The 14,824-nt window shown below is 75.4% G+C and carries 13 protein-coding genes; 7 read left to right on the top strand and 6 right to left on the bottom strand.

The window, feature by feature from the left end:
* Positions 1-3 precede the first annotated feature (3 nt).
* Genes mnmA through AC0VX2_RS07675 form a run of 4 tightly spaced genes read right to left on the bottom strand, consistent with a single transcriptional unit; the run spans position 4 to position 4,459 of the window.
* Positions 4-1,140 (bottom strand): tRNA 2-thiouridine(34) synthase MnmA, encoded by a 1,137-nt coding sequence (gene mnmA / locus AC0VX2_RS07660; protein WP_049147340.1) that lies wholly within the window; start codon positions 1,138-1,140, stop codon positions 4-6.
* A gap of 39 nt (positions 1,141-1,179) precedes the next feature.
* Positions 1,180-2,382, bottom strand: coding sequence for a cysteine desulfurase family protein (locus AC0VX2_RS07665; RefSeq protein WP_049147342.1), 1,203 nt, complete (start codon positions 2,380-2,382; stop codon positions 1,180-1,182).
* Between the two features lie 36 nt (positions 2,383-2,418).
* On the bottom strand, positions 2,419-3,108 hold the full coding sequence (locus tag AC0VX2_RS07670; RefSeq protein ID WP_036315984.1) for a potassium channel family protein: 690 nt from the start codon (positions 3,106-3,108) through the stop codon (positions 2,419-2,421).
* On the bottom strand, positions 3,101-4,459 hold the full coding sequence (locus AC0VX2_RS07675) for a TrkH family potassium uptake protein (protein WP_162833775.1): 1,359 nt from the start codon (positions 4,457-4,459) through the stop codon (positions 3,101-3,103). The genes AC0VX2_RS07670 and AC0VX2_RS07675 overlap by 8 nt, the downstream gene beginning before the upstream one ends.
* Before the next feature lie 65 nt (positions 4,460-4,524).
* Here AC0VX2_RS07675 and folP point away from each other — a divergent pair, with 65 nt between their 5' ends.
* Genes folP through AC0VX2_RS07700 form a run of 5 tightly spaced genes read left to right on the top strand, consistent with a single transcriptional unit; the run spans position 4,525 to position 9,294 of the window.
* Positions 4,525-5,517 carry a dihydropteroate synthase gene (gene folP, locus AC0VX2_RS07680; RefSeq protein WP_136940065.1) on the top strand — a complete coding sequence of 331 codons (993 nt, stop codon included), beginning with the start codon at positions 4,525-4,527 and terminating at the stop codon, positions 5,515-5,517.
* Positions 5,514-6,305 (top strand): pyrimidine reductase family protein, encoded by a 792-nt coding sequence (locus tag AC0VX2_RS07685; protein ID WP_136940064.1) that lies wholly within the window; start codon positions 5,514-5,516, stop codon positions 6,303-6,305. The genes folP and AC0VX2_RS07685 overlap by 4 nt, the downstream gene beginning before the upstream one ends.
* Complete coding sequence (locus AC0VX2_RS07690; protein WP_049147346.1) at positions 6,302-7,255, top strand: J domain-containing protein; 954 nt, start codon at positions 6,302-6,304, stop codon at positions 7,253-7,255. Before AC0VX2_RS07685 ends, AC0VX2_RS07690 begins: the two co-directional genes overlap by 4 nt.
* Before the next feature lie 40 nt (positions 7,256-7,295).
* Positions 7,296-7,856 (top strand): tRNA (cytidine(34)-2'-O)-methyltransferase, encoded by a 561-nt coding sequence (locus tag AC0VX2_RS07695; protein ID WP_044659766.1) that lies wholly within the window; start codon positions 7,296-7,298, stop codon positions 7,854-7,856.
* 7 nt (positions 7,857-7,863) lie between these two features.
* Entirely contained in the window at positions 7,864-9,294 is a 1,431-nt protein-coding gene (locus AC0VX2_RS07700) for an anti-sigma factor (RefSeq protein ID WP_101966054.1), read from the top strand.
* A gap of 62 nt (positions 9,295-9,356) precedes the next feature.
* Here AC0VX2_RS07700 and AC0VX2_RS07705 read toward each other — a convergent pair whose 3' ends face one another.
* On the bottom strand, positions 9,357-10,136 hold the full coding sequence (locus AC0VX2_RS07705) for a PIG-L deacetylase family protein (protein WP_036314367.1): 780 nt from the start codon (positions 10,134-10,136) through the stop codon (positions 9,357-9,359).
* Positions 10,133-11,413: a S1C family serine protease gene (locus AC0VX2_RS07710; protein ID WP_051995236.1), complete on the bottom strand. Its 1,281-nt coding sequence runs from the start codon at positions 11,411-11,413 to the stop codon at positions 10,133-10,135. The genes AC0VX2_RS07705 and AC0VX2_RS07710 overlap by 4 nt, the downstream gene beginning before the upstream one ends.
* A 254-nt stretch (positions 11,414-11,667) precedes the next feature.
* Here AC0VX2_RS07710 and AC0VX2_RS07715 point away from each other — a divergent pair, with 254 nt between their 5' ends.
* Positions 11,668-13,800, top strand: a complete 2,133-nt coding sequence (locus tag AC0VX2_RS07715; protein WP_101966055.1) for a TPM domain-containing protein — start codon at positions 11,668-11,670, stop codon at positions 13,798-13,800.
* A gap of 116 nt (positions 13,801-13,916) precedes the next feature.
* Positions 13,917-14,735, top strand: coding sequence for a PspA/IM30 family protein (locus AC0VX2_RS07720; protein ID WP_002854906.1), 819 nt, complete (start codon positions 13,917-13,919; stop codon positions 14,733-14,735).
* Positions 14,736-14,824: the final 89 nt, after the last annotated feature.

Consider the following 14,824-nt stretch of genomic DNA (forward strand, 5'->3'; position numbering starts at 1 on the left):
AGCCTACGCATCCGCGGGGGCCGACAGCCGGGCATTGCGGGCGGTGTCGATGGTGGCCTGGCCGAGCACGCGGGTGCCCCGGTACAGGACGGCCGTCTGACCGGGAGCCACGCCGCGCAGGGGGCGCCCCGGCTCGATCTCCCACCCCGGATGCCCCGCCGCGTCGGCGCGCTGGCGGGCGCGGGCCTCGACGATCTCGCCGTGGGCCCGGAACTGCAGCGCGCAGTCGAACCAGGCGCCCGTGCGGGCTTCGGGCACCGGGGCGCCGGCCCACGACGGGCGGATGCCGGTGATGCGGTCGACGTCGAGCAGCTCGCGGCCGCCGACGACCACCGTGTTCTCCTTCGGCCGCACCTCGAGCACGAACCGGGGCTTGCCGTCGGGCGCGGGACGGCCGATGGCCAGGCCCTTGCGCTGGCCGACCGTGAACGCCTGGGCGCCCGCGTGGGTGCCGAGCTCCCGCCCCTCCGGGTCCACGATGGGGCCGGGGGCCAGGTCGATGCGCTCGGCCAGCCAGCCGCGGGTGTCGCCGTCGGGGATGAAGCAGATGTCGTGGGAGTCCGGCTTCGCCGCCACGGACAGGCCGCGCTCGGCCGCCTCGGCGCGCACGAGCTCCTTGGACGGCGTGTCCGCGAGCGGGAAGAGGCAGTGGGCGAGCTGATCCGCGGTCAGCACGCCGAGCACGTAGGACTGGTCCTTCGCGTCGTCCGCGGCGCGGTGCAGCTCCAGCGAGCCGTCCGGACCGGGCCGCACGGCGGCGTAGTGGCCGGTGCAGACGGCGTCGAAGCCCAGCTCGAGGGCGCGCTCGAGCAGCGCCGCGAACTTGATGCGCTCGTTGCAGCGCATGCACGGGTTGGGCGTGCGGCCGGCCTCGTACTCGGCCACGAAGTCGTCCACGACGTCCTCCGCGAACCGCTCGGAGAAGTCCCACGTGTAGAAGGGGATGCCGAGCCGCTCGCACGCGCGCCACGCGTCCGAGGCGTCCTCGATGGTGCAGCAGCCACGCGAGCCGGTGCGCAGGGTGCCGGGCATGCGGGACAGGGCCAGGTGGACGCCGACGACGTCGTGCCCGGCGTCCACGGCACGCGCCGCGGCGACGGCGGAGTCGACTCCCCCGGACATGGCGGCCAGGACCTTCACGGGCGGACTCCTCTCTCGACGACGGACGGGCGCTCCAGTCTAGACGCCCGGCCCCAGCAGCGTCCGCAGCGCGTCGATGAGCGCGGCCGTCTCGGCCAGCGTCGTCGTCCGGCCGAGGGTGAACCGCTGGGTGGCCCGCGCGTCGGCCTCCGTCCGCCCCGGCAGGGCCGCGACCACGTGCGACGGCTCGGCCACCCCGGCGGTGCACGCCGACCCGGACGAGGTGTCCAGTCCGGCCATGTCGAAGGAGAACAGCAGCGCGTCCGCCGTCCGGCCCGGCACGGTGATGTGGACGTTGCCGGGCAGTCGGCGCGTCCCCGGCGGCAGCGGCTCCCCCGTCGCCGGGTCGAGGTCCCGCGGCCCGGTCAGGCGCACCCCGTCCAGGGCGTCGACGGCGGCGATCACCTCGTCCCGCAGCCCGCCCAGGCGGGCGGCCTCGGCGGGCTGCTCCGCGACGGCCTCCGCCACGGCGGCCGCCAGCGCGGCGGCCAGCGCCACCGACACCGTGCCCGAGCGCAGGCGGCGTTCCTGACCGCCGCCGTGCACCACGGCCTCCAGGGTGACGTCCCGGCGCACGAACAGGGCGCCGACACCCACGGGGGCACCGACCTTGTGCCCCGAGACGGCCAGGGTCGCGGCCCCGGACGCGGCGAAGTCCACGGGCACCGCCCCGAGGGCCTGGACGGCGTCGGTGTGCAACGGGATCCCGTGGTCGGCCGCGAGCCGGGCGGCCTCCGCGACGGGCTGGACCGTGCCGATCTCGTTGTTGGCCCACATCAGCGTGGCCAGGGCGGTCCGCTCGGGCGCGGCCGCCAGCGCGGCCCCCCATGCGGCGAGGTCGACCCGCCCGTCGTCGTCGACCGGGACGAGCACCGGCTCGGCACCCTCGTGCGCAGCGAGCCAGTCCACCACGTCGAGGACCGCGTGGTGCTCGATGCCGGTCAGCACGATCCGGGTGCGCTCCGGCGCGACCGCGCGGCGGGCCCGGTACAGCCCCTGGACGGCGAGGTTGTCCGCCTCGGTGCCCCCGGACGTGAGGATCACCTCGGGGGGGTGCGCCCCGAGCGCCGCGGCGATGCGCTCCCGCGCCTCCTCGAGGTGCAGCTTGGCCCGGCGGCCGGAGGCGTGGAGGGAGGCCGGGTTGCCCGGCAGCGCGGCCGCCTCGGCCAGGGCCGCGAGCGCGGTGGGGCGCACCGTCGTGGTGGCGGCGTGGTCCAGGTGCACGCGGTCCGGGGTGGTCACCCGGCCAGTCTAGGAGCCGCGCCGGATGTGCCCGGATCAGTCCCGGGCGAGGAACCGCTCGACGTCGCGGGTCGGGCCCACCAGGAGGATCGTGTCCTCGGGCTCGAGGACGTAGTGACTCGGCGGGTAGAGCCACGTGCCGCGGCTGCGGACCGCGACCACGCGCATGCCCCGCTCCCCCGCGAGCCCGGTGGCTCGCAGGTCCCTGCCCAGCAGGCGCGACGGCGGCGTGGCCCGGACCATGGCCAGGCCCGGCTCGACCTCGACGAAGTCCTGGAAGGACGTGCTGACCAGGTGCGCCACGCGGCGGCCCATGTCCCGCTCCGGGTGGACCACGTGCTCCACGCCGAGCTGACGCAGGATCTCGCCGTGGCGGTCGTCATTGGCCTTGGCCCAGAGCTGGTGCGTCCCGAACCGCCGCATCAGCGAGACGGTGAGGATCGAGTCCGCGAGGTCGCCGCCGATGGCGACGACGACGTGGTCCATCTCGTGGACCGAGAGCTGGCGCATCGCCTCCTCGTCCGTGCTGTCCGCGCGGACGACGTGGGTCAGCCGGCCGTTGAGCGCCTGGACGGCCTCGGCATCGGCGTCGACCCCCAGCACGTGGCAGTCGGACTCCATGAGCTCGCGGGCGACCCCTGAGCCGAACCGGCCGAGCCCGAGGACGGCCACGGTGGGGCGGTCGCCCCGGCGGGGGGCGAACAGGGAACGGGTGAGATCAGCCAATGAGGGGTCTCTCCTTCGGGTACTCGAAGTGGCGGGTGCGGTCGGTCAGGGCCAGGCTGCCGGCGACGGTGGCGGGGCCGATGCGGCCGACGAACATGAGGAGCATCAGGATGCCCTGCGCGGCCGGCGGCAGCTGGGCGGTGATGCCGGTGGACAGGCCCACCGTGCTGAACGCGGACACGCACTCGAACAGGATCTGGTCGGTCGTGAACGAGGACAGGCCCATGAGCGCCATCGTGGCGACGGCGATCGCGGTCGCGGAGAGCATGATCACGGTGATCGCCTCGCGGTGCGTGGTCCGGGAGAGCCGGCGGCCGAACGCATGGACGGCGCCCTCCCCCCGGATCTCCGCGAGCACGATGAACAGCAGGACGCTCGCCGTCGTGATCTTCACGCCCGAGGCGGTGCCGGCGGGGCCGCCGCCGATGAACATGAGCACGTCGGTGGCGAAGAGCGTCACGGGGTGCATCTGCCCGTAGTCCAGGGTGTTGAAGCCGGCGGTGCGGGTCGTGACGGACTGGAAGAACGCCGCGAGCACGCGCGAGGCCGGGTCCAGACCGCCCAGGGTCCGCGGGTTGGACCACTCGAGGACGAGGTACATGAGCGTGCCGCCCACCAGCAGCACCGCGGTGCCCACGAGCACGAGCCGGACCGTGAGGTTCCACCGCTCGGGTCGGCGCAGGTCTCGCCGCAGGGTCAGCACGACCGGCAGGCCCAGGCCGCCCAAGATGATCGCCGCCGCGATCGGCAGGCAGATGAACGGGTCCGAGACGAAGCCCATGAGGTTGTCGCTGAACAGCGCGAACCCGGCGTTGTTGAATGCGGAGACCGCGTGGAAGACCCCCTGCCACAGTGCCTGGCCCGGGGACATTCCCGCGCCCAGCCAGAAGCGCAGGCTCAGCAGCAGCGCCACCGAGGCCTCGACGGCCGTGGAGTACAGGATCAGGGCCCGCAGCACCCGGGGCAGGTCCCCGATCCCCTCGGCCCGGGTGGAGGCCGCGGCGTCGAGGCGCTGGGTGAGGCCGAGCCGCCGGAGGATCACCAGCCCCAGCAGCGACGTGAACGTCATGACGCCCAGGCCACCGAGCTTGATGAGCGTGAGGATCACGAGCTGACCCAGGGGTGTCCAGAACGTCTGGGTGTCCACGACGCCGAGGCCCGTCACCGTGGTGGCGCTGGTCGCCGTGAACGCGGCCTCCAGCGGGGTGGGCGCGCGGCCCTGATACGAGGCGGGCAGCAGCAGTGCGCCGGTGCCCGTCACGATGGCGACGAGGAAGGACCCGACCACGAGCTGGGTCGGACGGATGCGGGGCCGGCGCGGGCCGACCCGCGGCGACGAGGTAAATGTCACGGGAGGGAAACATAGTCCTTCCGGGGCGCACTGTCACCGTGCGGCGCCGGTGGTTGAATGGCCGGGTGCCGACCCCCTCCGTCCCGCTCGTCCACCCGGTGCACCGGTTCGCCCACCACGAGATCGACTTCCGCCGCCGGATCGTCACGATGGCCGTGGTCAACCGCACCCCGGACTCCTTCTACGACGACGGCGCCGGCGCCGTCCTGGAGGACGCCCTCGCCCAGGCCCACGCCGCGGCGGACGCCGGAGCCGAGTGGGTCGACGTCGGCGGCGTGCCGTTCGCGCCCGGGGCGGAGCTCGACCCGACCGAGGAGGCGGCGCGGGTGGTCCCCCTGATCGCGGCCCTGCGGAGCGGGGACGGGGCCGGGTCGTCCGAGGCATCGCGCCGGCTGATCCTCTCGGCGGACACGTTCCAGCCGGCCGTGGCCGAGGCGGCCCTGGCGGCGGGGGCGGACGTCGTCAACGACACCACGGGACTGTTCCACGCGGACCTGGGCCGGGTGGTGGCCGCCGCGGGCGCGCACCTCGTGGTCACCCACTCCCTCGCCCACGTGCGCGGACCCCGGGCCGTGGTCCCCCGGCCGACCTACGGCGACGTCGTCAGGGAGGTCCGCGACCACCTGCGGCGCACCGTCGACCGGGCCGTGGCGCTCGGCGTCCCCGAGGAGAGGATCATCGTGGACCCCGGCCACGATCTGAACAAGAACACCCGGCACACCCTCGAGATCACGCGGCGGCTGGACGAAATCGCCACCCTGGGGCTGCCCGTGCTGGCCGCGGTCTCGAACAAGGACTTCATCGGCGAGAGCCTGGACCGGCACCGGCACGAGCGCCTGCCCGGCTCGCTGGCCGCGGCCGCGGCCTGCGTGTACGGCGGCGCCCGGATCCTGCGCATGCACGACGCCGACGCCTCCGTCTCGGCGGCCCGCATGCTCGAGTGCGTGTTCGGGTGGCGCGAGCCGGCGCGCCTGGTCCACAACATGGGCGCGGAGAACCCGCCGCCGGACCGCAGCACCCTGGCCGGACACCGCGCCCACCGCGGGGGGCGGGCATGAGACGGCTGACCGAGACCGGCCCCGGCCTGGACGACGACGCCCTCCGCGCCGCCCTCGCGGCCCCGGCGGCCGAGGACACCGGCCCCGGACCCTGGGTCCGCGTCGTGTTCATCGCCTCCGCCGACGGCGCGGCCACCCTGGACGGCCGTGCCGGCGGGCTCGGCTCCCCCGCGGACCAGCGGCTGCTGTCCCTGTCCCGGCACGACGCCGACGTCGTGCTCGTGGGGGCCGGGACCATCCGGGCCGAGGGCTACGAGGGAGCGCTGCTGTCCGAGGAGGACCGGCGTCGACGCGCGGAGGCCGGCGGGCCCGCGGACCCGCCCGTGGCCGTGGTCAGCGGCAGCCTGGACCTGGACCCGGAGTCCGCGTTCTTCACGGCCGCCCCGGTGCGCCCCTGGATCCTCACGTCCCGGGCCGCCCTCGCGGCTGAGCCGGAGCGGGCGACGGCGCTGGCCGCGCGCGCGGACGTGCTGGCGGTCGGCGAGGAGCACGTGGACCCCCAGACCGTGGTGGGGACCCTGCACGCGCGCGGCGCCCGCGTCGTCCACTGCGAGGGCGGACCGCGCCTGTTCGGCAGCCTCGCGGCGGCCGGCCTCGTGGACGAGGTGCTCCTCACCGTGGCGCCGCTGCTGGCCGGACCCGCTCCCGGCCGCGTCCTGACCGGGGAGGACGGCCCCGGCCTCCCGGCCCGGCTGCAGCTGGTCCAGGTGCTCCACGACGACGGCATGCTGTTCCTGCGCCTGCACCACGAGGGGCACGCCTCCCCCGGCCCGGACCCCACGCCGTGAGCGCGGCCGAGGAGCACCGCACCGCCTACGAGGTCCTGGGCGTGCCCCGCGACGCGACGGCCGAGGAGGTCCGGCGGGCCTACCGCCGCGCGGCCCGGGCCGCGCACCCCGACGTCGGCGGCGACCCCGCCGCCTTCCGGGCCGTGACGCGGGCGTGGGACCTGCTCGGCGACGCCGAGGCCCGGCGCCGGTACGACCTCTCGCTGCCCGGCCCGGACGTCGGTCCCCGCAGCCCCCGCGCGACGGCCGGATCAGGGCCGGCGAGACCGTCGGGACGGTCCGGACCCGGCGGACGTGCCGCCCGCCCCGTGCGCTACGAGCCCCCGCCCGGCGAGGCGGAGACGGACCCGACCGTGCTGGACCTGCCGCGATCGAGCCAACGCGTCCACGGGGCGCCGCGGCCGCGCGGCATCCTGCCGGACGAGCACCGGGTGCTGCGGCAGGCCCGCACCCTCGACGTGCTGCTGCGCCACGTGGCGGACGCGCTCCCGGCCGCCCGGGTCCTGACCGGGCTGCGGCTGGGCGGGCGCTGGGGACGGCACCTCGACGTGGACCACGCGGTGCTGTGCGGCCACCGCCTGGCGCTGATCGGCTCCGTCATGGTCCCGGAAGGGACCTACACCTGGGACGGGGCGGACCTGCGCTCCCGGGGCCGCCCCGTGGCCCCGCCGCTGCTCGGCCCCGCGATGATGGCGTGGCAGCAGGCCCTGCCCCAAGTCACCGTCGGCGGATTCGTGCACGTGATGACGGACCGCGACGCGCGGCACGCACCCGTGATCCGCCACACGCGCGGCGCCGACGCGCCGGAGGCGCAGGCCGACCTGCTCACCGCCCCGCCCGCACCCGGGATCGCGTTCGCGCGCGAGGTCGCGCTCTTCCTGGGCACCGGCACGGACCCGGACCTCGTGGACCGGCGCGCGCTCGGCGCGCTGGTCGACCGGCTCCACTGAGGCACGCCCCCGCCCGGCGGCGCCCCACTAGGCTGGGCGCGTGCCCGACTCCCCCACCCCACCCCGACCGAACCCGCACGAGGGCGCCGACCGCGCCCCGGCGCCCGGCACCCCCGGCTTCCGGATCCTGCTGCTCACCCCGGAGATCCCCGGCAACACCGGCAACGCGATCCGGCTCGCCGCCCTCACGGGGGCCGAGCTGCACCTCGTGGAGCCGCTGGGCTTCGGGTTCGAGGACGCCCACCTGCGCCGCGCCGGCCTGGACTACCACGACCTCGCGGTGGTGACGGTGCACCCGGACCTCGACGCTGCGCTCGCGGCCCTCGCCCCCGCCCGTGTGCTGGCCTTCACCGCGCGCGGGTCCGTGCGGCACGACCGGGTCGCCTACCGGCCCGGCGACGTGCTGCTCTTCGGCCGCGAGTCCACCGGCCTGCCCGAGGAGGTGCTGACCGATCCGCGGGTCACCGAGACCGTCTGCCTGCCCATGCAGCCGGCCCGTCGGTCCCTGAACCTGGCGAACGCCGTCTCCATCGCCGTGTACGAGGCCTGGCGCCAGCACGACTTCGCCGGGTCCGCTGCCCGCCCCGATTCCCTAGACTGAGGCCACCATGCAGACTCCTGACGCGTCCGAGCCCCACGCCGACCGCCCCGATGACGCCGGCCAGCCCGCCCTGGACACCCTCCTGCGCCGCAGCGCCGAGGGTGACCGGGCCGCGTTCTCCGCGTTCTACGACGCCACGGTCCCGTGGGTGCACGGCCTGGCCGAAGCGATGTTCGGCCCCGGCGACGACGCCGCCGCGGCCACGGTCCGCACCTACCTGACGGCATGGGAGGAGGCCTCCGAGGCCGGGCTCGACCTGAGCGAGCGTGACGACGCGACCCACCGCGAGCGCCAGGTGTTCACGTGGCTCGAGGTCCTCGCCCACCGTGTGATGACCTCGCTGCGCCGCGCCGGCGGCTCCGCGGCGGAACGTGGGCGTCGTCCCGGCCCGGCCGGGCCCGCGCCGTTGCCCGAGGACCTCGTCGACCGCGTGGCCCCGGACGCCTACGAGGCCGTGCGACTGGCGTGGCTGGGCGGCTGCACCGACCGGGAGGTCGCCGATCGGCTGGGTCTGCCGGCCGACCAGGCCCGCACCCTCCTGCGTGACGGCGTGCGGCAGGTCGTGGCGGCCCGCCGCGACCTCACGCAGGACGCCGCCCGGCCGTCCGCGCCGGCCCCGGCGACCGGCCCGGCACTCGGCGCGGACGTGCGCGAGGACGTGGACGCCGGCCGCGCACTCGAGCTGGCCGACCTCTCGGCCGTGCACGCCCTCGACACGGCCGGGCACACCGCGGCCTTCTCCGCCGTGCAGCGGCGGGGCGGCGAGCTGGCCCGGTGGCGCTCCCGGGTGGACGGTGCGCGCCAGGCGGTGGCCTGGGCGTTCCGGTCCGTGACGGCCGAGCCGCCGTCGGCCCTGCTCGACGAGGTCCTGCGTCGCCTGCCCGCCCAGGACGTGGGCATGGACCTGATCGGCGACGAGTCCGCCCCCGCCGGCCCGCCGCGGGACCGCCTGCGCTGGCTCAAGGTGACCGCCCTCCTGCTGCTCGCGGCCCTCGTGCTCGGCGTCGGCGGGTGGACGGTGTGGAGTCAGTTCACGCGGCCGGGCATCGTGCACCGCATCGACCAGTCGAAGGACCTGTTCACGACCTCGGAGTACCCGGCCCAGGACGGCGGCACGGTCCAGGCGTTCCTGTCCCGGGAGCAGAACAGCGGCTACCTGATGATCAGCGGGATGCCCCAGCTGCCGGAGGGTCAGTCCTACCAGCTGTGGCTCTACCCCTCGGACGGCACGGCCCCGGCCTCGCTCGGCACGTTCGACGCCAACGGCTTCGGCGAGCCCGTGACCTTCCGGGGGCTGGACCGCTTCGCGGCGATGGGCATCTCCGTGGAGCCCAGCTCGGGCTCGGAGGTGCCGACGTCGGAGCCCGTCGTCGGCGTGGACCTCGACCCCACCGCGCAGACCGGCCCGCGCTACGGCGGGCGGCCGAGCAACAACTGAGTCCCCGGAGCAGAAGGGCCGACGACGCGGCGCGTCGTCGGCCCTTCTGCTGTGGGGGCGGTTCAGAACCCGGCGATGGTGCTCGGACCGTTGACCGTGACCAGGTGGAACGCCTCGGCGTGACCCGGCGCGGCGGCCGGGCCGGCGGCGCGCCGGTGATGTTCGGCCATCTGGGCGAGCACGTGCCGCCGCATCGCGTCGACGTCCGGGTGCTGGGAGAGGTGGGCGTCGAGGGCGCGCAGCTTCTGCTCCGCCAGGCCCGTGACGTCCACGACCGTGTTCCGGCGCGCGGCGGGGGCGGCGTACAGCAGCAGGTTCCGGACCTTGAACGCCTCGAGCCCCTCCGCCGCGAGCTCCGGGTACGCGTACGGGTTCTCGGCCGCCGGGTACGCGGCGCGCACCACGGCCTCGCCGCAGGCGAGGTGGTCCGGGTGGGCGGCCTGCATCCGCTCCCAGTCCCGCTCCGGGTGGGTGCTGAGCACCACGTCCGGGCGGACGCGGCGCATCAGCGCCACGAGCTTGCGGCGCACGCCGTGGTCCGGCTCGAGGTGTCCGTCGCGCTCGCCGAGGAAGTGGACCTCGGCGGCACCGACGACGGCGGCGGCCGCGCGCTGTTCGGCGTGCCGGCGGGCGGTCATCGCCTCCGGGCCCTCCGAGTCGAAGCCGCCGGCGTCCCCGTCCGTCACGATGCACAGCTCGATGTGCAGCCCGGCCGCGCGGAAGCCGGCCAGGGTGGCGGCGGCCCCGAAGTCGAGGTCGTCCGGGTGGGCGCCGACGGCCAGGACCCGGCGCCAGCCGTGGTGGGCCGCGAGCGCGGCGGGGGTGGTGAGCGTGGTGGTCACGAGCGGGTGTCCTCCGTGAACGTCACCTCGGTCGTCTGCTCCGCGCCGTCGCGGAGGTAGGTGACGTCCACCGAGTCTCCCACGCGGTGCTCGCGGACGACGGCGGTGAGGGACTCGGAGTCGATCACCGCGCGGTCGCCGACGGCGGTGATCACGTCGCCCTCCTTCAGCCCGGCCGCGTCGGCCGCCGACTCTCCCACGACCTGCTGGACGCGGGCGCCGTCGCTGAACACGGTCCGGGCGTTCTCGCTGCCGCCCTGCACCTCGGCGGGCTCCGGGGTGACGCTCACGCCGAGCATGGCATGCGTGGCCTTGCCGTGGTCGATCAGGTCCTGTGCGACCCGCTGGGCGTAGTCCACGGGGATGGCGAAGCCGACCCCGATGTTGCCCGCCTCGCTCGGGTCCTGGCCGGCCGAGGCGATCGCGACGTTCACGCCCACCAGGCGACCCTCGGCGTCGACGAGCGCGCCTCCGGAGTTGCCGGGGTTGATGGCCGCGTCGGTCTGCAGCACGTTGATGTACACCTCGCCCCGGGTGCCCTGCGGGGTGCCCGGCAGCTGGAAACGGTACTGATCGGTGCCGGAGGACGAGCCGGAGCTCTCGCCCTGCGGCTCGGGCGCCTCGGAGGACGCCACCGCGATGGTCCGGTCCAGGGTGGAGATGATCCCGTCGGTCACGGTGTTCGGCAGGCCCAGGGGGGCGCCGATGGCGACGGCCTCGTCCCCGACCTTCAAATCCCCGGACCGGCCGATCTGGATGGGGGTGAGGTCCGGGGCGTCGATCTTGATGACGGCCAGGTCGGACAGCGGGTCGGTGCCCACGACGGTGGCAGCGTAGACCTCCCCGTCCGAGGTGCGCACCGTCAGCTCGGCGTCGTTGGCCTGGCCGCCGAGGGTGACCACGTGGGTGTTCGTGAGGATGTGCCCCTCCGTGTCCAGGATCGACCCGGAACCGGAACCGGAGGCGGAGCTCGACGTCGCGGAGATGGTCACCACGGAGGGCAGCGCGGTCCTCGCGGCGTTCCCGACGGCGGTGTCCGCCACGGGCTGTCCCCCGGCCTCGGCCGAGGTGTCCGTCGCCTGCGAGGAGGAGGAGCTCGCGGCCTCGGACGCGGCCTCGCCGCCGTCCTCCGCGACCGCGCAACCGGAGAGCCCCACCATGAGCACGGCTGCGGCGAGCAGGCCCGCCCCGGCACGGGCGCGGGACTGGGGCCGGGGACGCGCGACGGTGCGGGCCGTCGGCACGGGGGGCTGGGTGGGGGCGGCGGTCTGGTCCACGGGGTCCTCGCTTCGGGTCGGGCCCCGGGCGGTCGACACAGACGCCCGTCGTCTTGCGGACGCGCGCCCCGGGGCACGTCCACGCTAGCGTGCATGACTGAACGCCGCCTAGAGGCCGAACGTCCGCTCCTCCCACGGTCCCGGCCGCGCCGGATCCCTGGTGCCCGATTCCCACGCCGCCCTACACTCAACCCCAGGATCCGGCGGGTCCGCCCGGTGCGGCGGCTCGCCTCCGCCGTCGAAGGAGACCCCGCATGACCGTGCCCACCCGCCCCGCCGATGTCGGCCGTCTGGCGCGCGCCGTGACCGCCGCGGGTCTGGGAGGCCTGGGCCTCCTGGTGGCGGCACCCGCCTCGCACGCCGTGACGGTGCCGCCGGGCGTGTACGTGGTGGACGAGGCCGGGGTGCTCTCGACCTCCGATGAGCAGCGGCTGACCCAGGAGATCCAGGACCTGCGCCGGGACACCGGGCAGGGGCTGTACGTCGTCTACGTGGATGAGTTCAGCACGGACGCCCAGACGCTGGCCCAGGACGTGGCGCGCCAGCGCGGGCTCGGGACGAACGACTCGGTCCTGGCGATCGCGGTCGAGGACCGCGCCTATGGGCTGGACAGCGGCGGGGACGCGGACCTGCAGAACCAGGTGACGCGCACCTACGTGGGCCCGGAGCTGTCCAAGATCGGCACGGACCCCGGCTCGGCGGAATGGCTCGCGGCGGGCACCGCCGCGGTGCAGGGGCTCGACGACGCCGCCGACGGCACGCTCGACGGCACGGGGGCCAGCGGGGCCGAGTACGATCCGGCCGGTGCCCTGCCGGCCGGCACCGCGGGCGACGGGAGCACGGCCCAGGGCGCCTCCGGCGGCGGGGCCCTGACGGCGGTGCTCGGCGCGGGCGCGGTGGCCGCGGCCGTGGGCGGCGGCGTGCTCGTGGCCCGCAGCCGGAAGCGCACGCAGGGCGGCGCGGTCGAAGGGGGCCGCACCGAGGAGGTCCGCCGCGACCCCCTCGACGAGCTCAGCGTGGAGCAGCTGCGCACCCAGGCCGGCTCGAAGCTCGTGGCCGCGGACGACGCCATCCGCTCCTCGGAGCAGGAGCTGGGCTTCGCCGAGGCGTCCTACGGGGAGAAGTCCGTGGCGACGTTCCGCGAGGACATCGATCGGGCCAAGGAGCACATGCGGGCCTCGTTCCAGCTCCAGCACCAGCTCGACGACGAGATCCCGGACACCGAGGCCGAGCAGCGCGCCTGGCTCAAGGAGATCATCCAGCGCAGCGAGGCCGTGGGTGCGGCCCTCGCGGCGCACAAGAAGGAGTTCGACTCCCTGCGCGACCTCGAGAACCAGGTGCCCGAGGCCCTGGAGCGCGTCGACGCCCGCCTGCCCGAGGCGCGGTCCCGGGTGCAGGAGTCCGAGTCGGCGATCGCCGCGCTGCACGGCCAGTACGCGGAGTCCGCCCTCGCCGAGGTCGCGGACAACGCGGCGCAGGCCCGGGAGCGGCTCGAGTTCGTGGAGACCGCCGTCGCGAAGGCGCGGAGCGCGTGGGACGCCCAGGACCGCTCCACGGCGGCGCTGGCCGTGCGTGCCGCCGAGGAGGCGCTCAGCCAGGTGGACACGCTCACGGAGGCGGTGGGCAAGGCCGAGGGGTCCCTGCGGGCCATGCTGGGCAACCTGCAGACGGGCCTCGCCCAGTCCGAGCAGGACGTCGCCGAGGCCGAGGCGCTCGTGGCCAACGGGTCGAACCCCGAGCTGGCCGGCCCGGTGGCGGGGATGAAGAACGCTGTGAACGCGGTGCGCCGAGCCCTCGCGGCCGGCCGCCCGGACCCCCTGGAGCTGCTGCACCAGCTCGAGGCCGCGCACCGCCAGCTCAACACCCCGCTGGCCGGCGTCCGCGACGCTCGGGAGCAGGCCCGCCAGGCCTCCCAGGTGCTCACCTCCACGATCGCCCAGGCCCAGGCGCAGATCGACGGCACGGCCGACTTCATCGGCGCCCGGCGCGGTGCGGTGGGCTCGGAGGCCCGGACCCGGCTCGCGGAGGCCGACCACACGCTGCGTTCGGCGATCAGCCTCGGCCGCACCGACCCCGTGGCCGCCCTCCAGCAGGCGCAGCGCGCCTCCCAGCTGGCCGAGCGCGCGAGCGAGCTGGCCCGCGCGGACGTCGAGGGCTTCGGCTACGGCCCCGGCATGGTGGGCGGCATGTACGGTGCACGCCCGCGCGCCGGAGTGGGCGGCAGCTTCGGCGGCGGCCTCGGCGGCGCACTGCTCGGCGGCATCCTGATGAACTCGATCCTGAACAGCGGCAGCTGGGGCGGCGGTGGCTTCGGCGGGTTCGACGGCGGCGGCCTCGGCGGCGGCGACTTCGGCGGGTTCGGCGACATCTCCGGCGGCGGCTTCTGACCGCCGCCCCATGAACTCCGGCGCCCCGGGCGCCGGCCCGGCCCGCACGCGCGGGACGGGGTGGACGCAGGCCGACGGTCTGCGCTGACGTGAAAGACCGACGAAAGGCAGACACCATGGTCAAGCAGTCCATCTTCGGCCGCATCAGCACGCTGGCGAAGGCCAACATCAACGCGATGCTGGACAAGGCCGAGGACCCCCAGAAGATGCTGGACCAGATGGTCCGCGACTACACGAACAACATCGCGGAGGCCGAGGCCGCCGTCGCCCAGACGATCGGCAACCTGCGAATGATCGAGGACGACTACCGCGAGGACCAGGACGCGTCCCGCAGCTGGGGCCAGAAGGCGCTGGCCGCCTCCCAGAAGGCCGACGACTTCCGCACCAAGGGTGACACCGCCTCGGCGGACAAGTTCGACAACCTCGCCAAGGTGGCCATCGAGCGCCAGATGGACTTCGAGCGCCAGGCGAAGTCCGCGGAGCCGACCATCGCCTCGCAGCGCGAGATCGTGGAGCGCCTGAAGACCGGTCTGGACCAGATGAAGGTCAAGCGTCAGCAGCTGGTCGCCAAGCGCGACGAGCTGACCGCCCGCGCCAAGTCCGCCCACGCCCAGTCCGCGGTGGCCGACGCCGTGAAGTCGATCGACCTGCTGGACCCGACCTCCGAGGTCTCCCGCTTCGAAGAGAAGGTCCGTCGCGAGGAGGCCCGCGTGCGCGGCCAGCAGGAGATCGCCGCCTCCTCCCTCGACGCCCAGTTCGAGTCCCTCGAGGACCTCGGCGAGAAGACCGAGGTGGAGGCCCGCCTCGCCGCCCTCAAGGCCGGCGGCGCCGGCCAGGCCGCCCTCACCTCGGGCGACGTCGACGCCGATGAGACCCTGACCCTCGACTACGCGGCCGAGGGGACCGCCGAGGAGACCGGCACCGCGCGCGGCTGACCCCGCCCCTCCCCACGGCCCGTCGCCCGGCCCACGCCGGCGCGGCGGGCCGTCCTCGTGCGCCCCGGCCCGGTGCTCCTCCCGGACGC

The sequence above is a fragment of the Micrococcus sp. iso_239 genome (assembly GCF_056173395.1).